We start from the raw sequence: 21,433 nt of genomic DNA on the forward strand, positions 1-21,433 counted from the left end.
ATTTAAAAAAAGCTAACAGCAGCTTTCTGATTTCTTATACGAGGTTAAGAAATTTCCAAGCTGAGATTCTAACAATGCCCAAGCTTTTGGCTCAATACAATAACACACTTTTACTCCCTCAATGGTTCCCTGAATAATGCCTGCATTCTTCAACTCTTTTAGGTGCTGCGAAATTGTAGCCTGCGCCAAGCCTAACTCCTCAACTAGGTCGCCACAGATGCATGCATTTGCAGCGATGATTTGCTGCAGGATTGCAATTCGAGCGGGATGTGCCATCGCTTTAAGTAAACTTGCAAGTTTATTCTGCTCTTCCGTAAATATTTCTGTTTTGGTAAGTCCCATATTTTATATCGCAATATTACGATGATTTAAATTAAGATCAAAATTCTTTTGAATTAGAAGTGAGTTTTTTACTCGGATCAAACAAAAAACGGAGCAACCAATTGAATGATCTATTCTTTTGAATTAGAAGTGAGTTTTTACTCGGATCAAACAAAAAACGGAGCAACCAATTGAATGATCTACTCCGTTTTTATAAAATTATATATTAAACCTTAATTATTTCTTTGGATCCAAAATATCCTTGATTCTGATATTTAAATCTTCATAATGTGCTTTTGTAATGGCATCGCCAGCAGCTGCTCTAGCTTTTGTTGTGGCCAATAACGTTTTCAATTCTGCTCTAACCAATGGTCTGATATCAGATAAGGCAACATTAATCGGCGTTAAGCCATAACTTGCAGCATAATCAACAGGAAAACCTACCGGAAGTTCGTTCTCTTTTGTCATTAAATCCGATAAACGATCTACGTAGGCACGTTGAAGGTTACGTTTAAATGCATCAGCTCTCCCAGCTACGAAAACCGAAGACCTTAAATCGGTAAACAATTCTGGCAAAGTATAAGCTTTGGCCGTTCCGTTTTTTGCCTCATTATCCAATAAACGAGCAATACGAGAAGCTGATAAAATATTAGCTAAAGTATTGGTTTGAACGCCTTTAATGCGGTTTAACAAAACGCCATTATCAAATTTATTTAACTGATCATTGCTGATTAACCAAAGTGGCGTAGTGAATAATTGTTGATTAAAGAACGAAATTGCTTCTCTTTGTTTTGCTTTTGGCAAATAGATATAAACTGGTCCAGCTTGATCGTAAGTTTTAAAGTTTTCGCTTAAACCGCCAACATTTGTGGTTACATGGCCCATGTAACGGTTAAACTGACCAACAATTTCTGTGTAGATTTCTTTTAAATCGCTATAGTCTTTTCCCTTTTGGTAAGTCCATTTTTCTACGTTTGGTAGAATGCGTTTTAAGTTTGCAATACCATAAGTACTTGCTTTCATGGCGTTATCGCCTAAATCCTCACTTTGTAAACGTGGATCTAAACTGGTGCCCTGGCGACCGTAAAAATAAAGTGGATTGCCAGCATTCTTTAATGTCCATTGATCAAGAATTTCTTTTTCTTGCTCAGCTGTTTTCCCGCCTGGTAACCAAGAATAACCCCATTTTACTGCCCATTTATCGTACTCTCCAATTTGTGGATGTAGTTTCGTAACGCCATCGCCCGGCTGAGCGATGTAATTAAAACGAGCATAATCCATAATAGACGGCGCTGTTCCGTGTTTATCGGTAAATGCTTTTGAACGCAATGAATCTACAGGATAAGCATAACTAGAACCGAAGTTATGTGGCAAACCTAAAGTATGACCAATTTCATGCGAAGAAACAAAACGGATCAATTCGCCCATTTGAACATCGGTAAATTTAGCCTTACGAACTTCTGGGTTTATCGCTGCAGTTTGTACAAAATACCAATTGCGCAATAAATTCATCACATTGTGATACCAACCAATATGTGTCTCCAAAATTTGTCCGGTGCGTGGATCGCTAATGTGCGGACCATAAGCGTTTGCAATATCTGATGCGAAGTAACGCACAACCGAATACCTCGAGTCTTCTACGCTGAATTGTGGATCTTCTTGAAAAGTTGGCGCTTGTTTACCCATAATTGCATTTTTAAAACCAGCGGCTTCAAAAGCAACTTGCCAATCGTTAATCCCTTGAATTAAATAAGGAACCCATTTTTTCGGTGTTGCCGGATCAATGTAAATGATGATCGGTTTTACCGGCTCTACCAATTCACCACGCTTGTAAGCAACCGTATCTTTCGGAACTAAATTCCAACGGTGAATGTAAGCTGTACGTTCTGCTTTCTGAGCATCAGAACCATAATCTAATTGCGATTGACCGAAGAAACCAACTCTGCTATCCATAATTCTGGCCTTAACCGGAATTTTTGGCAACAATAACATTGAGGTATTAAACTCGAAAGTTACCGCAGCATTACTGTTATCTGTTGGAGATTCGGCAGCACGATAAGTTTTCGCTGTTTTAACTTCTATATTAATTGGAAAAGTTTTTACTGTATCGATATATGAACGCGTTGGATCGTAAGCTGTAACTTTATAAGCCTTTCGAATTTGATCTGTTGCCCCAATAGCCATAATATCGCCATTGTAAAAGTCGGTAACATCGATAACTACACCAGTCGTATCTTTATTATAAGCCTTAATTTCGAAGCTTGCTAAAATTTGAGCAAGGTTAGAGTTTTGTACAGATTCGTACATATCGCTATTTGGATCTGCCTTTGTGGCGTAACTCGGTACACGAATGTAAACTTGTTTCCCTCTGCGTTCCCATTTCCAAACCTGTTCGTTAATTTCCTCTCCACCATATTGTTGGTTACCAACCTTTACACCAGCAGGAACTTTTGCTAAACGGGTAACTACCAGCATTTCGCGGTTAATTACAGAATCTGGTATCTCGAAATACCATTTATCATCTACTTTATGTGTTTTAAATAAACCATTTGTAGTTCTTGCCTTTGCTGTGATTACTTCTGAGAGAGGCTTTATTCCTTCTTTTTTTGGCGCAGCTGGCGTTGCAGAAAGAGGAGGCGTTGCGCCTTTTGTAGTTTTAGATTTTTTTTGAGCATAAACCGAATCAGATCCGGCAACACCAAGTGCTACAATACCCGCCAAGGCCAGTATTTTAAAGTTTGTCTTCATGAATATTAGAGATTTTTTAATGCTTGGTAATAAGAAGCTAAAGTTAAATGCTTGTTACATCTCAAAAGGTGTTGTAACTGGAAAATTACCGATTTATTTACACTTAAATTCTTCTTTCGAGATGAACAACCTTATAAAAAACCTTATTATCCCGAAATATTTCTAATATTATCGTTTTATCTGATTTCGACTTGAATAATTGTGTCAAATCGTTAAGCGTATAAAATTCGACAGGTTTAAAGTTTACCCCGAAAATTTCATCATACTGGCATAATCCCGCTTTTTCGGCTGGCGAGTCTTCATCTATTTCACCGATCAAAACCCTTTTATATTGAACATGATCGAGGTAAATTACCATGCCCGTCATATCGTGTTCAAAGGGTATTTTATAGTTTGAATTCGGTTTTAAATACATGAAATTCTCCTGATAGTTAAGTTGAATATCGAATTTCCTTAGCAGCTCAGCTCCCAAATTTCCGTTTCGAACCTTAAGATCGATCTTTGTTGCAATAGATTCAAAATCAGGAAAACCTGCAACCACATCATTAAAAACGAAATCGCCTACACTAAACTTTCGAATTCTTCCAACGTAACCTTTTATTTGCCCACTTAGGCTCATCCCCAAATTTGCTGGAATTTTAATCGATGGTACTGGAAAAGCCTTACCATTTAGCATTTCCATAGATAAAGCATGACTAGCTCCTGTATCCATTAAAAATTTAGCCCTAACCTTTCCGCTATCTGGAATTTCGAAATCGGCGTACACGTATGGTTTTAAATTATCAATCTCTATCGGAATTTTGCTGCCTCGGTATTTTACTCTGCGAGATGGATCAGAAAAAATCAATCGATTCTCGCTATAGCGAATATCAACAATGAAGCTGTTAAAAAAATTGTGACCAATTAAACCATATACTTTTAAGCCCAAATGCCCAGAAAGATTAAATAAATCCTCCTTTAGAATTGCCGTTGGAATATTATTAATCTTTGCTCGCCCTATTTGCGCCGTAATGTTTTGAGAGACAAAAGCATCGATAGTTTCTATGCCTAAGCCTGAGATCTTAATTTTCCGAAGCATGCTAAAATCCAAGGAATCGATAATCGATGGATCGGTAATAATCATCGGGCCAACGCCAGTATCCAAAACGAAATTGTACGGACCTTTGCCATTTACCATCAAAGGAATAATGACCAAGTTTTTGATGCATTTAAAGTTGATGGATTGCAGTTGTCGCCTTCCTGGGAAAGTAAATTCCTGTGCATTTGTGCCGAAAAAAGCCAATATAAGCCCAAAGCAAATCAGTAATTTGCGTAAACAGATTATTACAACAGGCTTATAAATGGTTAACATTAAATTAAATTTAATAAATTAGTTGATAATTGTCATCTCTTAATTTCGATCATGTCCCGATTAAAAATCCAAAGCCCATTTTTACCTTTCTTAGCAGGCGTTATCTGCTTAATTACAAGCTGTTCTACCGATAAGATGATCTCAAAAAAAGTAGCGAAAGAATTTAAAAACTCTGCAGTTATTAAGCAATATCAAGTTGGTTTTGCACTCTACAACATGGAGGATAAGAAGATGATTTTCCAAAAGGATGCCGATAAATATTTCACTCCTGCGTCGAACACAAAACTTTACACATTTTTTGCCAGTTTGAAAATGTTGCCAGAACAAATGCCTGCATTGAAGTACGTGGAAAGAAATGACTCCTTAATTTTCTGGGGAACTGGCGATCCATCGTTTTTACAATTTGCGGTGAAAGATAAATCGGCTTACAATTTTCTTCAAGCCTCAAATAAGAAATTGTTTTTTGCTCCTGGACGCTATTCAGGATCTTTTTTTGGCGATGGTTGGAGCTGGGATGACTATGATTACTACTATCAACCCGAAATTACCGAAATGCCAATTATGGATAATATGGTCACCTCAACTTATGCCAGTGCAAACAAAATAAACATCGAGCCACGGGTTTTTGCCCCATGCTTTGAGGTTGATTCGACAAGAACAACAGGCGGTTTTCAGGTAACAAGAGATTTTTTAACCAACCATTTTCGCTATCCCGTAGTTGTGATTAAGCCAGGATATAATCAACAAAATCCATACAAAACCAGTCCGCAAGCAACGGTAGAAATACTTACAGATACCTTACATAAGCCAGTGGGCTTGGTGAAGATGCAGATTCCAAGTGGTGCGAAAACACTTCCTGGTGCAAAAAGAGATTCCGTTTTAAAACACATGCTGTTGCCAAGCGATAACTTTATTGCCGAACATTTACTCTTGGTTTGCTCGAATCAAATTGGCGATACCTTAAGTACCACCAAGGCAATTGAACACATCACCAAAACTTACCTTACATTTTTGCCCGACAAGGTTAAATGGGCAGATGGATCGGGATTATCTCGACAGAATTTATTTACCCCAAGAGATAACGTTTACTTGTTAGATTCAATTTATCGCCTCGTTAATAACCGCGAAAAACTTTTTGATATGTTGCCTGCGGGTGGCAAAAGCGGAACCCTAAAAAGCGCTTACCCTAAAACCGATACACCATTTGTTTATGGCAAAACAGGTTCTCTGGGTGGTGTTCACAATCAAAGTGGTTATGTTCTCACTAAAAAGGGCAAAACGTATATCTATTCTTTTATGAACAATAATTTTGTAAAACCAACAGCCGAAGTTAGGGCCGAAATGGTCAGGATAATGACCTATATCCACGATAATTTTTAACATTAAATAAGCTAAAAATATGTTGTAAGCAAAACCTTTCCTATGAAAAAAATCTATTTTTTGCTAAGCATCTCTACCCTGCTGGCAATATCTTCCTGCAAAAAAAATGAGGATTTAATTACCCCACCAACGCCAACAATTCCAGTTACGCCTCCAACACCTTATGTGATCGATAATAGTTTTAAAATTGTGGCCTATTTTCCCAGTTATCGAGACCCCAGCGGCATTGCTGATTCGAAATATAAAATGATTACGCATCTTTTCTATGCTTTCTTAAACCCAAATTTCGATGGAACATTAGCTACCCTTGAGCAGCCTACTAGATTTGCTACAGTAATCCAAAAGGCAAAAGCGAATGGTGTTAAAACAGGCATTTCTGTATCAGGAACCAAAAGTATTTTTGTTACAATGGCCGCCTCTACCTCAGCTAGGGAATTATTTATTAAAAACGTGTTGGCCTTTGCCAGAACCAATAATTTAGATGGAGTAGATATGGATTGGGAATATCCGAGCACAGCCGATGGATCTGCCGATAACTATGTTTTGTTGATGAAATCACTTTCTGATTCCCTACATAAGTACAACAAGTTTTTAAGCGCCGCCATTACCCCAGGCGTTTATGCTGGCAGTATCCGAGATGGCTTGAAAAGTGAGGTTTTTCCGTCAGTAGATTTTTTTAACATCATGGTTTACGATGGAATTGGTTGGGATAAAGATCAACCCATTCAACATGCCTCGTACAATATGGCAGTTGCAAGTTTAAATTATTGGATTGGTACCCGAGGAATGCCAAAGGAAAAGGCTGTTTTAGGAATCCCTGCGTATGGAAAAAACACTGCAAATGCGTCTAAAGCCTATCGAGATTTTGTAGCCGCAAATGCCGATATTAGTTTAGATTATGCCACAATAGATGGCGTTCAATATTTTTATAACGGAACATTAACCACCAAGAAAAAAGCTAAACTTGCAAAGGATACAGCAAATGGCCTCATGTTTTGGGAATTTTATCATGATGATAATGGCGAAAAATCCATCATTCGAGCGGCGAACGATGAACTTGGCAGAAACTATAATTAATAAATGAATACCGACTTTCGATCTATAAATCAGCCTTTTTCGAATAGCATTAATTTCAATGGAAAAACCTATTTATATTTTGGCGGCACCGCGTATTTAGGCATTCCCCAAAACGCAGGTTTTATCAATCTGTACATTGAAGGAATTAAAAAGTATGGTTTAAACAATGGTACCAGTCGAAGCAACAATATTCAGTTAGCTATTTATGAGCAAGCCGAAGAAGTGGCGGCAAAAAGATTTCAGGCAGAAAGTGCACTCATTACTTCTAGTGGTTACTTGGCGGCACAGCTAACCGTAAAGGAGCTATCAACATTTGGAAAGGTGATTTATGCGCCAGCCACTCATCCTGCGCTTTGGCTGGATGGGCAACCCATAAACGCTGCGGATTCACTTTCCACATGGAAAACAGAAACGATTAATTTCATCAATGAATCGAAAGAAGAAAATTGGGTGCTCATCAGCAATTCGATGAATAATCTTTTTCCAGAAATTTACGATTTTGATTTCGTGGAGGAAATTCATCCCGATAAAAATGTCTTGTTAGTTGTTGATGATTCTCACGGTATTGGCGTGAATAACAATGGAATCGGTGCTTTTACAACGCTTCCAAAACGAAAAAATATAGAATGTGTGGTTGTTGCCTCAATGGCAAAAGCTTTAGGCGTTGATGCAGGATTGGTTCTGGGATCGAAAAAGATCATCAATCAGCTTAAAAATACCAACACATTTGTAGGTGCATCGCCACCGGCAGCGGCTGGTATTTATGCTTTTATCCATGCTGAAGAAATATATCGCCAAGCATGGGAAAAGCTCCAAAAAAATATCAATTCCTTTAGCAAACACTTAAACACCGATTGGAAATTTGAAAATGGGTTTCCCGCTTTCTTCATTAATGACTCAAATTTAGCTGATGACTTAATGAAGAATAATATTTTGATCTCTTCTTTTCCTTATCCCAATGCAGATAGCGAACCCATAAACAGGATTGTTTTAAGCAGTTGGCATATGGAAGAAAATATTGAAACACTAATTTCGGCTCTTCATAAAAAATCGCTTTATCAATAAATTTTTCAATATTTACATCGCCCTAGCGCACCTACACCTATGAAAAAACTGATCTTATTTTTATCCTTAACGTTTTTTGCCTCACAATTTGTTGTTGCCCAAACTACTGAAGTTTGGATTGTTCGCCACGCCGAAAAAGATAAATCAAATCAAGAGGATAAAAATCCAAACCTATCTGAAGAAGGAAAAATTAGAGCAGGAGATTTGGCCAAATACCTCAAGAAAGTAAAGTTCGATGCAGCCTTTAGCACACCATATAAAAGAACACATCAAACCTTGGATTCGTTAATCATTCAAAAAGTAATAGAGTATAAAGACGCCAAATCATTGGTTGATTCGGTTAATAAAAGTTATGTAGGGAAAACCATCATTGTAACTGGTCATTCCAATACCGTTCTCGAAATTATTGAGGCTTTTGGGGGCAAAAAACCAAGGGAAGAATTAACAGATGATGATTACGATTATATCTTTCATCTATCGGTTAAGGGTGATAAGGCAAAAGTTAAAATGGATCAATACGGAAGACCGCATCATTTGTAGTTGTGGGTTTAAGGCACCTTGTCAAAGACCAGTTTTTCCTGAAGATCTGCCTTTGGCACAGTGGGCAGTTTTCAGTTGGCGAGGTGCGGAAACAATTGAACAATTAAACAATTTATCCAGTTAACCAACAGCCACCTAAAGTTTCTCAAAAGGAATATCCATCAAATCGTAATGCTGCCAGTTAGAAAAGTCATAATGCCACCATTCGTTTTCTAAGACATTCATGTTGAATTTTTTCATCGTTGAGATTAGAAAATCTCTGTTTTTTCGTATTTTTGGAGTAACAGGTTCATAGTTTGCAGCCGCAGCAGCAGAGAAACTATCATAAGGTGTCGGCATTGGTATTTCCTTACCTGTTTTTAAATTAATTAAGGTTAAATCTACTGCACAGCCACGATTATGCTTTGATCCTTTAGCCGGATTTGCCACGAAGTTTTTATCGCTGGCTTTTTGGTAAAATGCTACGGTAATCGTATATGGACGATATCCATCAAAAATTTTCAATCCGTAGCCCTTTTTATTCAATTCCCTTTGGATTTTTTTTAACGACTCTACAACGGGTTTCCGAGCAAATGCCCTGACTTGTTTATACATCACCTTTTTCATGAAATTATTCTTCGTAGCGTATCGAATATCTAATTTAATGTTAGGAATTGCCTTCTTAATCTCCACCAACTCATTATTCGGATTCATTTTTACTGAAGCCAAATATTGATTGTAAGAATTGATAACTACGAGTTTTTTCGCTGGTTTGGTTTGAGCAAAAGCACAGATTGAAAATGATAGAATCGTTATTAAGATTTTTATTTTCATAGCGGCATTTCTAAAAATAGGTCGTCATTGCGAGTTACGAAGCAATCTATTTAACGAGTGAGATTGCTTCGTACCTCGCAATGATGATAAGTGTGAGATTTACTGATTGGAAACTACCAACAACTCCAAATCCTTAAATGGCAAATTAAACATATCAGCCAAGTCCTTATTGGTACAGTTTCCCTGATAAATATAAAGCGCCTCTCTTATCCCTGGATTATTCCATACCATATTCATCAAGCCACCAAACTCACCAATATCCAACAAAATAGGTGCAAAAATATTAGTCAATGCATACGATGCCGTTCTTGGAACACGAGATGCAATATTGGGTACGCAATAATGAATTACGTCATACTTTCTAAACACAGGATTTGTGTGATTCGTTACTTCCGAAGTTTCAAAGCAACCACCTTGATCGATACTTACATCAATCACAACAGAATGTGGTTTCATTCTGGCAACGGTTTCTTCCATCACCACACAAGGGCTGCGGCCATGACTAGCACGGATGGCGCCAATTACAACATCGCAAGTTACAATATGCTTATTTAAAACGATGGGCTGCATTACCGAAGTAAAAACACGGCTATTGCCCAAATTATTCTGGAGTCTGCGTAAACGGTAAATGGAGCTGTCAAAAACTTTTACTTCGGCCCCCAAAGCTAAAGCGGTTCTGGCTGCATATTCGCCAACGGTTCCAGCACCTAAAATAACAATCTCCGTTGGTGGCACACCGGTAAAACCTCCAAGCATTAAGCCCTTACCACCAGTAACGTTGCTTAAATATTCGGCAGCAATTAATATAGAAGTAGAACCAACGATTTCACTCATTGCCCTAACAACGCTCAATACATTACCTTCATCACGCAGGTATTCAAAACACAAGGCATTAATTTTTTTCTGCATTAAAGCTTTGAGGTATTCCTGCTTTAAGGTTCCGGTTTGTAATGATGAAATTAACGTCTGCCCTTTATGCATCATGGCAATTTCTTCGAGCATTGGTGGTGCAATTTTCACCAGAATATCGCAATCGAAAACCTCCTTTTTATCGTAGGCAATTTTTGCGCCTTGCTCCGCATATTCAGAATCGGAAAAGTTTGCTGCGGTTCCTGCTCCACTTTCTAATATAACATTATGGCCATTATTAACCAAAAGCGCTACAGATAGCGGCGTTAAGGCAATTCTATTTTCTTGAAAAGAAATTTCTTTCGGTATTCCTATGTTCAGACTGTTTTTTCTATTTCTGGTTTCCAGCGTCGCCTCTTGTGTTTGTAATAAACCCTGACGAGCTATGTCGGCCATTCCTTCGCGTAATCCTGTAGCCATGATGCTTAAAAATGTGTTAGTTTTAGGTTTTTGAAGATAAGGAAAATCTGTGAATTAATTGAGAACTAATTGTTATACCTTCGAGAAAGTAAAAGTTCTACTGTTCTCATCAACAACAGCGATTCCAACTTTTACATAATGATCTGGCAATAATTCGGCCACTCTCTCAGGCCATTCGATTAAGCAAATTCCGCCTCCATAAAAGTATTCCTCGTAACCTAAATCATAAGCTTCTTGTATATCTTTTATCCGATAAAAATCGAAATGATAAACAGCGCCTTTCGAACTTTCGTACTCGTTTACGATGGAATAAGTCGGACTAGAAACCACATCCTCCACGCCTAATATTTTAGAAAAAACTTTTATAAATGTTGTTTTACCTGCGCCCATATCTCCATCGAAAATGAATACTTTTTGGTCGCCAGCGAAATCTAAAAGCTGTTGGGCAACAAGTGATAAATCTGATAAACTATTAACTTCTATTTCCATTTTAAAAAAATAAAGGCAAAAGTAATACATAAGTGCATTGCTTTTGCCTAAACATTATTTTCATGAATTGCCTCAGCATCTTTTGTGCTAGGTATTCATATTATTTAGATCCTGAATCAAGTTCAGGATGACGGCCGCATTGAAACGTAAAGCCTAATCCAGTTATTAATACCCTCGATCAATCGTCATTTCGAGCAGAGCCGAGAAATCTTTGACTCCAATTTAAAAAATTTCTTCATTGCGCTTCGCTCCAGTCGAAAAGACGGAATTTTTATCCTTATCTCGGCGAGTATGTGATTACCGGAATAATCATCTCTTCCAAGGAAATTCCTCCATGCTGGAAAGTTTCATTATAATAATTTACAAACTGGTTGTAGTTATTCGGGTAAACAAAATAACTATCCTCTTTGGCAAAAATGTAGCTGCTACTGATGTTAATTTTTGGCAATTGTGCATCATGAGGATTTTTAATTGCAAAAACCTCTTTTGCATTGAAGTTTAAATTTCTGCCTTGTTTGTACCTTAAGTTGGTATTGGTACTTCTATCGCCAATAACCTTAACTGGTTTTTTCACACGAATGGTTCCATGATCTGTAGTAATGACAACCTTAACCTGTTTCTGTGAAATTTTCTTCAATAAATCCCAAAGTGGAGAATGCTCAAACCACGAAAGCGTTAACGAACGATAAGCCGCATCATCATTTGCCAACTCACGAATCATTTGCATATCGGTACGGGCATGGCTCAACATATCAACAAAGTTGAAAACAATGGCATTGAAATCGTTTTGCAGCAAATTATGCGTTTGCTCTACCAATTCTTTTCCCTGCTCGAAAGTTAAAATTTTGTTATAGCTAAATTTGCAATCTTTCCTTAAGCTACGCTTGATGTTATCTGCCAAGAAAGCCTCTTCATGCATATTTTTGCCGCCTTCATCATCATCATTTTGCCAAAGTTGCGGAAAACGTTTTTCCATTTCCAAAGGCATTAGGCCTGAGAAAATCGCATTACGAGCATATTGCGTAGCCGTTGGAAGAATACTGGTGTACATGTCCTCTTCATCAATACGGAAATACTCAGAAATTAATGGGTTAATAATTTTCCATTGATCGTAACGTAAATTATCAATTAGAATAAAAAATACTGGCGTAGTATCATTAATATGTGGAAATGCTTTTTTCTTGAGCAACTCGTTAGAAAGCAATGGCGATTTATCCTTGTTCTTAATCCAATCCAGATAGTTCTCTTCGATAAATTTAGAAAACTGCGTATTGGCCTCTTGCTTTTGCATGGTTAAAATTTCATGCATTTGTGGATCATCCAACTTCTCCAATTCAAGTTCCCAAAAAACTATTTTTTTGTAAACCTCAATCCATTCATCGTAATTTAATTTGTCACTCAAAGTCATACCCAAACGGCGAAAATCTTGTTGATAAGCCATTGAAGTTTTTTCGCTTACCAAAAGTTTCTTGTCGATCAGTTTTTTTATAGTCAGCAAAACCTGTTTAGGGTTTACGGGTTTTATCAGGTAATCATCAATTTTACTTCCAATGGCATCTTCCATTAGGTTTTCCTCCTCACTTTTGGTAATGAGGACTACGGGAACATCGGGATTTAAGTTTTTAATGGCTCCAAGGGTTTCAATTCCACTCATTCCCGGCATATTTTCATCTAAAAAAACAAGGTCGAAATGAGATTTTCCAAATGCCTCTAAAGCGTCGTTTCCATTGGTAAATGTGGTTACATGGTAGCCTTTGTCATTCAACAATAATATATGAGGTTTTAATAAGTCGATTTCATCATCGGCCCACAATATTTTAGTTTCTTGCATGTTTTTGTAAAAATAGGTATGTATCGCCTTTTATATTTGGCAGGTAAATCAAACTACAAATAAAAATAGCAATTTTTGTACCGTATCTATCTATTTAACTATTTTTAACGATTGAATAAGAAGAAAATAATAAATGATCCGGTTTACGGTTTCATTAGCATTCCATCAGAATTGGTTTATGATGTAATCTCGCATCCATATTTCCAGCGTTTGCGTTACATTAAGCAACTGGGGATGACACACCTGGTTTATCCGGGTGCTTTACACACCAGGTTTCATCATGCGCTTGGCGCCATGCATTTAATGAGTCTTGCCATCAGTTTGTTAAGGAGCAAGGATCACATTATTACGGAAGGTGAAGAAGAATCTGCTATTTTGGCCATTTTACTGCACGACATTGGTCATGGCCCTTTTTCGCATGCCTTGGAGCACTCTTTGGTAACTGGCATTAAGCACGAGGATATTTCGGCCAAGTTAATGCAAGAGTTAAACACTCATTTCAATGGAAAGTTAACACATGCCATAGAAATTTTTAATGGCACTTACCCAAAACGTTTTCTTCACCAATTGATATCTGGTCAGCTGGATTTGGATAGGATGGACTACTTAAATCGCGATAGCTTTTTTACGGGCGTAAGTGAGGGTGTAATCAGTTTCGATCGCATTATTAAAATGTTCAATGTTTTTGATGATGATTTGGTTATCGAGGAAAAGGGAATTTATTCGATTGAAAAATTCTTAATTGCCCGCCGATTGATGTATTGGCAGGTTTACCTGCATAAAACAGTAATCTCTGGTGAAATGATTTTAGTGAAGTTATTGGAGCGGGCAAAGGAATTATCCGCCGCAGGCGAAGATTTATTTGCATCTCCATCATTAAATTATTTCCTTAAAAACGATATTAACGAGGGGAATTTCTTTGCTCAAAAGGAGAATTTGGAGCATTTTACCAATTTAGATGATCAGGATATTTACGCCGCCGTTAAGGTTTGGGTAAAACATCCCGATAAGATATTGGCTACACTTTGCCAAATGTTAACCTCCAGGAATTTGTACAAGGTAGAAATGGGCAATGAGATGGCAAATGTAGATCGTGTGCAATTTTTACAGGATGCAGCAGTTAACTTATTGGGTATAAAACCAGAAGAGGCCAGGTATTTCGTATTTACCGATTCGATTCAAAACCGTGCTTACAATGCTGGGGTGGGCAACATTAAGATATTAATGAAAAATAACGATATTGTTGATATTGCAAAGGCATCGGATTTATCAAATCTGGAGTCGCTGCAAAAAACCGTAGAGAAGTATATCCTCTGCTACCCGCGAGGGATTTAAGTTTTTTTAACAAAATATTTAACTTTTACTGCCGTTTTAAGTCTTACTATTGTGTAAAATATACACGGCTTAACCCTAACAGGTTTTTTTGTTCATATCAATTTAACATATACCTTTGTACGATGCAATTTACTGCAAAGCAGATAAGCGAGTTTTTAGATGGTTCCATAGATGGCAACCCTGATGTAGCCGTTACTGAACTATCTAAAATAGAAGATGGTAAGGTAGGTTCTTTGTCTTTTCTATCTAACCCGAAGTACGAAAACTTTTTGTATTCTACTCAGGCTTCAGTAGTTATCGTATCTAAGGATTTTGCCCCAACACAGCCTTACACCAGCACGTTAATTCGTGTTGATAATCCATACAGTTCATTTACCATCTTGTTAGATAAGTATAATGAAGCAATGAATGCACAGGCTGCTCAATCTGGTATCGATCGATTGGCATTTGTTCATCCAACAGCGAAAATTGGTAAAAATGTTTTTATCGATGCTTTTGCCTACGTTTCGGAAAATGTAACTATTGCTGATGGTTGCAGAATTTATGCACAAACATTTATTGGCGCAAACTCTAAAATTGGCGAGAATAGCACTTTTTTTCCTGGTGTAAAAATTTACCACAACTCGATTATTGGAGATCGTGTTATTATTCATTCTAATACTGTAATTGGTAGTGATGGATTTGGTTTTGCCCCTCAAAAAGATGGCACTTACAACAAGATTCCTCAAATTGGAAACGTAATTATTGAGGATGATGTAGAAATCGGAGCCAATACAGCAGTAGATCGTGCCACAATGGGCTCAACAATTGTGAGAAAAGGAGCAAAAATTGATAATTTAATTCAAATTGCCCACAATGTTGAGGTTGGTGAAAACACAGTTTTAGCTGCTCAATCGGGCATATCTGGAAGCACCAAAATTGGCCCTAACAGCGTTGTTGGCGGTCAGGTTGGTATTGCTGGTCATTTAACCTTGGCAAAAGGAACACAGATTGGCGCTCAAGCGGGATTAAATTTTAACATTACCGAAGAAAATAAACAATGGCATGGTAGTCCAGCGCAACCTTTGCGCAATTGGATGCGTGCCTCCGTAATTTTTAAGCATCTGCCAGATGTGGAGAAAAGAATAAATGTGCTAGAAGAGGAATTGAAAAAGCTTACAGCGGAACTGGAAAAGAACACAATACACAATGAACGTTAGACAAAAAACGATTAAAAAAGAAATATCAGCATCGGGAGTTGGTTTGCATACCGGCGCTAATGTTACCCTTACATTTTGCCCTGCACCAGAAAATCACGGCTTTAAATTTCAACGGGTTGATCTTGATGGTCATCCGGTTATCGATGCCGATGCAGACAACGTAACTGATACTTCTCGAGGAACAACAATTACCCAAAACGGCGCAAGTGTAAGTACTGTAGAGCACGTAATGGCTTCGCTAATTGGAATGGATTTGGATAATGTGCTGATTAAATTAGATGGTCCGGAAACACCAATTATGGATGGAAGTTCGATCCAATTTATCGACTTGCTGGAAGAAGCGGGGTCAATAGAGCAAAATGCCGACCGTGAATACTTCACCATTCCACACAACATAACCTATACTGAAGCAGATAGAAAGGTAGAAATCGTGGCGATGCCATTGGATGATTACCGTTTTACCTGTATGATTGATTATAATTCTCCTGTTTTAGGAAGCCAACATGCTGGCATTAATACCATTGCAGAGTTTAAAAAAGAAATTGCTTCTTGTCGTACGTTCTGTTTCTTGCACGAATTAGAATACCAATTACAGCATAACCTAATTAAGGGTGGTGATTTGAATAATGCAATAGTTATTGTTGATAAAGAGGTTACTAAAGATGAATTAAGTCATTTAGCAAAACTTTTTAACCGTGCTGATATTGACGTGGCTCCGCAAGGAATCTTAAACAATATGGAATTGCGTTACCAAAATGAACCAGCTCGCCATAAATTGTTGGATATGATTGGCGATTTGGCTTTGGTTGGTATGCATTTAAAAGGTCACATTATGGCAGCACGACCTGGTCACGCCGCTAATGTTGCTTTTGCCAAAAAAATTAAGGCAGCCATTAAAAAAGAAAAAAATAAGAAAATACAAAAAGTATACGATCCCAGTGCAAAACCATTATACGATATCAATCAGGTAATGGAAATTCTGCCGCATCGTCAGCCATTTTTATTTGTAGATAAAATTTTAGAACTTTCTAAAAACCACGTGGTTGGCGTTAAAAACGTAACCATGAACGAGGAGTTTTTTAAAGGTCATTTTCCTGGCGCACCGGTTTTCCCTGGTGTAATCCAAATTGAAGCAATGGCACAGGTTGGTGGTATTTTAGTTTTAAGTACCGTTCCAGATCCAAGAAATTACCTAACTTACTTCTTAAAGATTGATAACGTACGTTTTAGGGCTCAGGTTTTACCTGGCGATACGATCGTTTTCCGTTGCGACTTGCTAGAACCAATCAGACGAGGCATTGCCCAGATGAAAGGTGTTGGTATGGTTGGCGAAAAAATCGTAGTAGAAGCCGAAATGATGGCGCAAATCACAAAAATTAAACAAGCAGAACCTACCCAATAATGATACAACCATTAGCATACATACACCCGCAGGCGAAAATTGCCGAAAATGTGGTAATTGAACCTTTTGTAGTGATACATAAAGATGTTGTAATTGGCGAGGGAACCTGGATCGGTTCGAATGTTACCATTATGGATGGTGCTCGTATAGGTAAAAATTGCCGTATTTTCCCTGGAGCAGTAATTTCAGGCGAACCACAAGATTTAAAATTTGCTGGCGAGGTTACCACTGCAGAAATCGGCGACAACACAACCATTCGGGAGTGTGTAACCATTAATCGTGGTACAAAAGATAAATGGAAAACCACAATCGGAAGCAACTGTTTAATTCAGGCTTATTCGCACATTGCCCACGATTGCGAAGTTGGCGATAACTGTATTTTTTCTAACAGCACCACTTTAGCTGGTCACATTACCATTGGCAACAATGTAGTTTTGGCGGGTCTAGTGGCCATTCATCAATTTGTGAAGGTTGGTTCTTATGCATTTGTAACTGGCGGTTCTTTGGTACGTAAAGATGTTCCTCCTTATGTTAAAGCGGCTCGCGAGCCACTTTCTTATGCAGGCATCAACTCTGTTGGTCTGCGTAGAAGAGGTTTTACTAACGAACAAATTGATGAGATTCAAGAAATTTACCGCGTGCTTTTTGTAAAACACAATAACGTAACCAAAGCTTTGGATATGATTGAAGCTGAATTCAAACCCACAGAAATTCGCGATGAGATTGTTGATTTTATCCGTAACTCTAACCGTGGTGTGATGAAAGGTTTCGGAATGGGCAGCTGACTAAGGCGCAAGGGTAAAAAGTAAAGGGTTTGATCACCTCACACTTCAAAATAAATTCATGAGTGATATAACGCTAATCAGAACAAATTCAGACAATACCGATTTTAGACAATTAGTTACTTTGTTGGATAAAGATTTAGCCGTTAGAGATGGCGATGAACATGCTTTTTATGCTCAATTTAACAAAGTTGATGCAATTAAGGAAGTTGTAGTTGCTTATCAAAATGAAATCCCGGTCGCTTGCGGAGCGATAAAACCATTCTCTGATACCGCAGCAGAAGTTAAGCGAATGTTTGTTCATCCAGATTATAGAAAGCAAGGTATTGCGGCGAAAATCCTAACAGAATTGGAGCAATGGGCTGCAGAACTCGGTTTCTCTGAATGTGTTTTAGAAACTGGCAAAAAACAACCCGAGGCAATCGCTTTATATCAAAAGGTTGGTTATCAAATTACGCCTAACTATGGACAATATATCGGGGTAGAGAATAGCGTATGTATGACTAAACCGCTTCGAAGTCTTGATGCCTGATACTCAAATCGCAATACTATAAATGAAGATAGCTTTAAATAATGTTGGCAGAAGATATAACAAGGAGTGGATTTTTCGGAATCTAAGCGCTGAGTTTACTTCTGGTAGTAGTTATGCTATTTTAGGTCCGAATGGTTCAGGAAAATCTACTTTGTTAAGCGTTTTAACAGGAAGTTTAACCCAATCAGAGGGAGAAATTCTTTTTTCAGATACAGCTAATATTCCCATCGAGTCTATTTACAAACACATTAGTCTTGCAGCTCCATATTTAGAATTGGTAGAGACCTTTACATTAAAAGAGATTATCGATTTCCATTTTAAGTTCAAGAATTTTGCTGCTGGCGTTGATGCTGAATCGTTGGTTTCTATACTTGGTTTAGAAAAATCGGCCAACAAGGAAATTAAGTACTTTTCATCGGGAATGAAGCAAAGAACCAAACTTGCTTTGGCTTGCTGTTCTGACTCACCAATTTTATTTTTAGATGAACCAACAAGTAATTTAGACGTTCAAGGGATAGATTGGTATCGTGAACTGATTGAAAACTTCACAAAAGACAGGTTAACCATTATTGGTTCTAACCAAATTCAAGAATACGATTTCTGCAAAGAACAGATTCAAATTGCTGATTTTAAATAGATTAACGAATAAAATCCATCCTCTTAGCTCGTCTGATTTGTCATAAGTTTGTATTATAATAATATTTTTTAAAAAATATTTGGTAATTGATTTTTAGTTCTTACCTTTGCACCACCAAAAAGAGAAACAATTATTTAATTTATCTCTTCAGGGAAAATGATAATATTCTCCGTTTAACGGAAACAAAATATACTGCTGTAAAAAGCGAAAAATTTTTTCATAGTTTAGTTTGAGGTTTAGGTTGATTATGCCTTTGGAGTGGTTCCCAAAGGCATTTCTTTTATACGGAGGTTTTTTCCGTCGGCTGAGCGCAATAACGGGAGCAGGATTTTGTTTCTTGCTCTGCTTTAGGTTATCTAAACCCGATTGCCGCGGAAATACTTTTTATAAGTAACAACCTTTAATAAAGCTGTGATGCTGAGGCACGAAGTATCTGCAACCGATGAAACAGATTCTTCGTTCCTCAGAATGACAGATATTTATAAAAAGATTGAAGCAAAAGCGGGACTATCGCAACCGACTAATTCCAGGTTTTGCTTTCCAAATCAAAAATCCTTTATTTAACCTTGATATTCATAAACAGGCATTTGCTCGAATTTAAGGTTAGATATTTACTATTCATTTTTACTAAAATAATTTTACCTTTGCCGTCACGAAAAACTGAAATATAAATCCAAATAGGATAAAATAATATGGCAAAAGCATCAGAAATTAAAAACGGTAACATCCTACGTTTAAATGGCGAACTGGTTACTGTTGACGAATGGAATCACCGTACACCTGGTAAAGGCGGCGCTTTTTATACCGGTAAATTCCGTAACATTAAATCAGGCAGAATTGTAGAGGCTCGTATGGGTACCGATGAGGCTGTTGAGATTTGCCGTGTAGAAACCAGCGATTACCAATATCTATATGAAGATGGCGATTATTTAGTGGTGATGGATAATAACACTTACGAGCAATATAATGTTGAAAAAACATTGTTTGGTTCGGCAATCAAATTCTTAAAAGAGGGCATGAGTGTTATCGTTTCTATGGAAAGCGAAGAAGCAATTATGGGTCAATTACCAAATTTTGCTGAATTCGAGATTACGTATTCGGAGCCTGCTGTTAAAGGAGATACTTCTACAAATGCATTAAAAGCTGCAACGCTTGAAAATGGTGTTGAAGTGAAAGTACCAATGTTCGTAAATCAAGGCGATAAAATTAAAGTTGATACGCGTACAGGCGAGTATGTGGAGCGTGTAAAATAGTTTATAAAATTTTTAAAAGGAGCCCTTGGATTTGTTTTCAAGGGCTTTTTTTGTTCTATGACTCTTTTATTCCCCTCTTTCAGAGGGGTGTCCGGAGGACGGGGTGTTCATTTTATTATTTGCCGCGGAAACACAGATTAACACGGAAAAGGACATTAAATAACATTCCTTTGAAAATTAATGCTGCCAGCTCTTCGGGAACAGCAGCCCCGCTATCTGTTCCAATCTTTTTTAAAGATGCTGTCATGCTGAGGCACGAAGCATCTGTTTCATCGGTTGCAGATGCTTCGTGCCTCAGCATGACAGCTTATTCAAGGTGCTGCAATAAAAAAGTATTTCCACGGCTATCGGGTTTAGAAATTAAGCTAGTTCAGATAGCTTCCGTTATTAAGCGCCAAAAAACAACCCATACTCCAAATTGTTATATTTACATAAATTGGTAGTATGTTAAAATCAGAAATCAGAAAACAAGCCTCAAAAGATAGATTAGCAATAACTGATGAAGAATATAAATCACTAACCGACGGATTGTTGAATCAGTTTGTCACTCAAGATTTCAGTTCTATAAAAACGTTGCATATATTTTTGCCTATTACCGAAAAGAAAGAACCCAATACCTTTTTGCTAATAGAATGGCTGGCAGAAAATCATCCTGAAATTAAAATTCTTGTTCCGAAAGCTGATTTTGAAACTGCACTAATGACGAATCACGAATATTTAGGTGTAGATGATTTGCAGAAAAACTTATACAATATTTTAGAACCTCAAAAAGGAATTGTTCACGATGGAGAAGTGGACATGGTTTTAATTCCATTATTGGCTTTTGATAAGCAAGGCTACAGAGTAGGTTATGGCAAAGGCTTTTACGACCGCTTTCTTCAAAATATAAATGCTAAAAAAATAGGCTTATCTTTGTCGCCAGCAATTGATAAAATTGATGACGTAAATGAACACGACATCCGATTAGATTATTGCATTACACCAACAGAAACCATCAAATTTTAAGCTTACAAATCATGCCTGAAGAAATCGTAATCAAAACCGAAAAACAATACGAAGACAACATGATTGCAGTATTCGAATTGCAGGAAAAAGAAGAGCTTACCGCCGATGATTTAAAGCAAATTGAATTGATGCTTAAGGCTGGCGAGAAATACGAGGCAGAGCATTTGTAATTTAATTTCTTACTGCAGTTCGTCATGCTGAATTTATTTCAGCATCTCCATTAAAATTTTAAGTCAAAGATTTCTCCACTTCGGTCGAAATGACGTTCGATTAACCTTTGTATTTCGATATTTTATTAGAATCAAGTCTGCGTAAATCCCCGAAATCTGCGGGAAACAGTTTAG

21 protein-coding genes are annotated in these 21,433 nt (G+C 37.4%); 13 read left to right on the plus strand and 8 right to left on the minus strand.

Annotation, left to right across the window (positions count from 1 at the left end; all coding sequences use genetic code 11):
* Positions 1-12: 12 nt before the first annotated feature.
* From EZ449_RS05555 to EZ449_RS05565, 3 genes are all read right to left on the minus strand, one after another.
* Positions 13-342, minus strand: a complete 330-nt coding sequence (locus EZ449_RS05555) for an ArsR/SmtB family transcription factor (protein WP_131556973.1) — start codon at positions 340-342, stop codon at positions 13-15.
* A 216-nt stretch (positions 343-558) separates the two neighbouring features.
* Positions 559-3,069, minus strand: a complete 2,511-nt coding sequence (locus EZ449_RS05560) for a zinc-dependent metalloprotease (protein WP_131556974.1) — start codon at positions 3,067-3,069, stop codon at positions 559-561.
* Positions 3,070-3,172: 103 nt separating this feature from the next.
* Positions 3,173-4,420 (minus strand): aspartyl protease family protein, encoded by a 1,248-nt coding sequence (locus tag EZ449_RS05565; RefSeq protein ID WP_131556975.1) that lies wholly within the window; start codon positions 4,418-4,420, stop codon positions 3,173-3,175.
* Positions 4,421-4,471: 51 nt separating this feature from the next.
* On the opposite strand from EZ449_RS05565, the gene EZ449_RS05570 reads away from it, so the two are divergent.
* The 4 genes from EZ449_RS05570 to EZ449_RS05585 are packed head-to-tail and all read left to right on the plus strand — an operon-like array spanning position 4,472 to position 8,482.
* Positions 4,472-5,800 carry a D-alanyl-D-alanine carboxypeptidase gene (locus EZ449_RS05570; protein WP_131556976.1) on the plus strand — a complete coding sequence of 443 codons (1,329 nt, stop codon included), beginning with the start codon at positions 4,472-4,474 and terminating at the stop codon, positions 5,798-5,800.
* A 42-nt stretch (positions 5,801-5,842) separates the two neighbouring features.
* Positions 5,843-6,877, plus strand: coding sequence for a glycosyl hydrolase family 18 protein (locus tag EZ449_RS05575; RefSeq protein ID WP_131556977.1), 1,035 nt, complete (start codon positions 5,843-5,845; stop codon positions 6,875-6,877).
* A 3-nt stretch (positions 6,878-6,880) separates the two neighbouring features.
* Positions 6,881-7,942 (plus strand): aminotransferase class I/II-fold pyridoxal phosphate-dependent enzyme, encoded by a 1,062-nt coding sequence (locus tag EZ449_RS05580; RefSeq protein WP_131556978.1) that lies wholly within the window; start codon positions 6,881-6,883, stop codon positions 7,940-7,942.
* Positions 7,943-7,981: 39 nt separating this feature from the next.
* Complete coding sequence (locus EZ449_RS05585; RefSeq protein WP_131556979.1) at positions 7,982-8,482, plus strand: phosphoglycerate mutase family protein; 501 nt, start codon at positions 7,982-7,984, stop codon at positions 8,480-8,482.
* A 135-nt stretch (positions 8,483-8,617) separates the two neighbouring features.
* On the opposite strand, the gene EZ449_RS05590 is transcribed toward EZ449_RS05585, so the two are convergent.
* The 4 genes from EZ449_RS05590 to porX form a co-directional block, all read right to left on the minus strand.
* Positions 8,618-9,295, minus strand: a complete 678-nt coding sequence (locus tag EZ449_RS05590) for a M15 family metallopeptidase (RefSeq protein WP_131556980.1) — start codon at positions 9,293-9,295, stop codon at positions 8,618-8,620.
* 99 nt (positions 9,296-9,394) lie between these two features.
* Positions 9,395-10,624: an alanine dehydrogenase gene (locus tag EZ449_RS05595; protein WP_131556981.1), complete on the minus strand. Its 1,230-nt coding sequence runs from the start codon at positions 10,622-10,624 to the stop codon at positions 9,395-9,397.
* A gap of 72 nt (positions 10,625-10,696) precedes the next feature.
* Entirely contained in the window at positions 10,697-11,113 is a 417-nt protein-coding gene (gene tsaE, locus EZ449_RS05600; protein ID WP_131556982.1) for a tRNA (adenosine(37)-N6)-threonylcarbamoyltransferase complex ATPase subunit type 1 TsaE, read from the minus strand.
* Between the two features lie 277 nt (positions 11,114-11,390).
* Positions 11,391-12,944 (minus strand): T9SS response regulator signal transducer PorX, encoded by a 1,554-nt coding sequence (gene porX, locus EZ449_RS05605; protein ID WP_131556983.1) that lies wholly within the window; start codon positions 12,942-12,944, stop codon positions 11,391-11,393.
* 111 nt (positions 12,945-13,055) lie between these two features.
* Between porX and EZ449_RS05610 the strand changes: the two genes are divergently transcribed.
* The 7 genes from EZ449_RS05610 to efp all read left to right on the plus strand — a co-directional run bounded on the left by EZ449_RS05610 (position 13,056) and on the right by efp (position 20,084).
* The gene (locus EZ449_RS05610) at positions 13,056-14,279 is read left to right on the plus strand and encodes an HD domain-containing protein (RefSeq protein ID WP_165499703.1); all 1,224 of its coding nucleotides are present in this window, start codon (positions 13,056-13,058) and stop codon (positions 14,277-14,279) included.
* A gap of 122 nt (positions 14,280-14,401) precedes the next feature.
* Entirely contained in the window at positions 14,402-15,478 is a 1,077-nt protein-coding gene (lpxD, locus tag EZ449_RS05615) for a UDP-3-O-(3-hydroxymyristoyl)glucosamine N-acyltransferase (protein ID WP_131556984.1), read from the plus strand.
* Entirely contained in the window at positions 15,468-16,880 is a 1,413-nt protein-coding gene (locus EZ449_RS05620; protein ID WP_131556985.1) for a bifunctional UDP-3-O-[3-hydroxymyristoyl] N-acetylglucosamine deacetylase/3-hydroxyacyl-ACP dehydratase, read from the plus strand. The genes lpxD and EZ449_RS05620 overlap by 11 nt, the downstream gene beginning before the upstream one ends.
* On the plus strand, positions 16,880-17,665 hold the full coding sequence (gene lpxA, locus EZ449_RS05625; RefSeq protein ID WP_123207015.1) for an acyl-ACP--UDP-N-acetylglucosamine O-acyltransferase: 786 nt from the start codon (positions 16,880-16,882) through the stop codon (positions 17,663-17,665). Before EZ449_RS05620 ends, lpxA begins: the two co-directional genes overlap by 1 nt.
* Positions 17,666-17,723: 58 nt before the next feature.
* The gene (locus tag EZ449_RS05630; protein WP_131556986.1) at positions 17,724-18,194 is read left to right on the plus strand and encodes a GNAT family N-acetyltransferase; all 471 of its coding nucleotides are present in this window, start codon (positions 17,724-17,726) and stop codon (positions 18,192-18,194) included.
* Between the two features lie 22 nt (positions 18,195-18,216).
* Complete coding sequence (locus EZ449_RS05635) at positions 18,217-18,831, plus strand: ABC transporter ATP-binding protein (RefSeq protein ID WP_131556987.1); 615 nt, start codon at positions 18,217-18,219, stop codon at positions 18,829-18,831.
* 692 nt (positions 18,832-19,523) lie between these two features.
* Entirely contained in the window at positions 19,524-20,084 is a 561-nt protein-coding gene (efp, locus tag EZ449_RS05640) for an elongation factor P (RefSeq protein WP_131556988.1), read from the plus strand.
* 115 nt (positions 20,085-20,199) lie between these two features.
* Here the strand turns inward: efp and EZ449_RS05645 are convergent, their stop codons facing one another.
* Entirely contained in the window at positions 20,200-20,385 is a 186-nt protein-coding gene (locus EZ449_RS05645; protein ID WP_131556989.1) for a hypothetical protein, read from the minus strand.
* Between the two features lie 143 nt (positions 20,386-20,528).
* Here EZ449_RS05645 and EZ449_RS05650 point away from each other — a divergent pair, with 143 nt between their 5' ends.
* Positions 20,529-21,089, plus strand: coding sequence for a 5-formyltetrahydrofolate cyclo-ligase (locus EZ449_RS05650; protein WP_131556990.1), 561 nt, complete (start codon positions 20,529-20,531; stop codon positions 21,087-21,089).
* Positions 21,090-21,100: 11 nt separating this feature from the next.
* Entirely contained in the window at positions 21,101-21,259 is a 159-nt protein-coding gene (locus EZ449_RS22590; protein WP_165499704.1) for a hypothetical protein, read from the plus strand.
* Positions 21,260-21,433: the final 174 nt, after the last annotated feature.

This window comes from Pedobacter frigidisoli (assembly GCF_004331675.1).
GTDB lineage: Bacteria > Bacteroidota > Bacteroidia > Sphingobacteriales > Sphingobacteriaceae > Pedobacter > Pedobacter frigidisoli.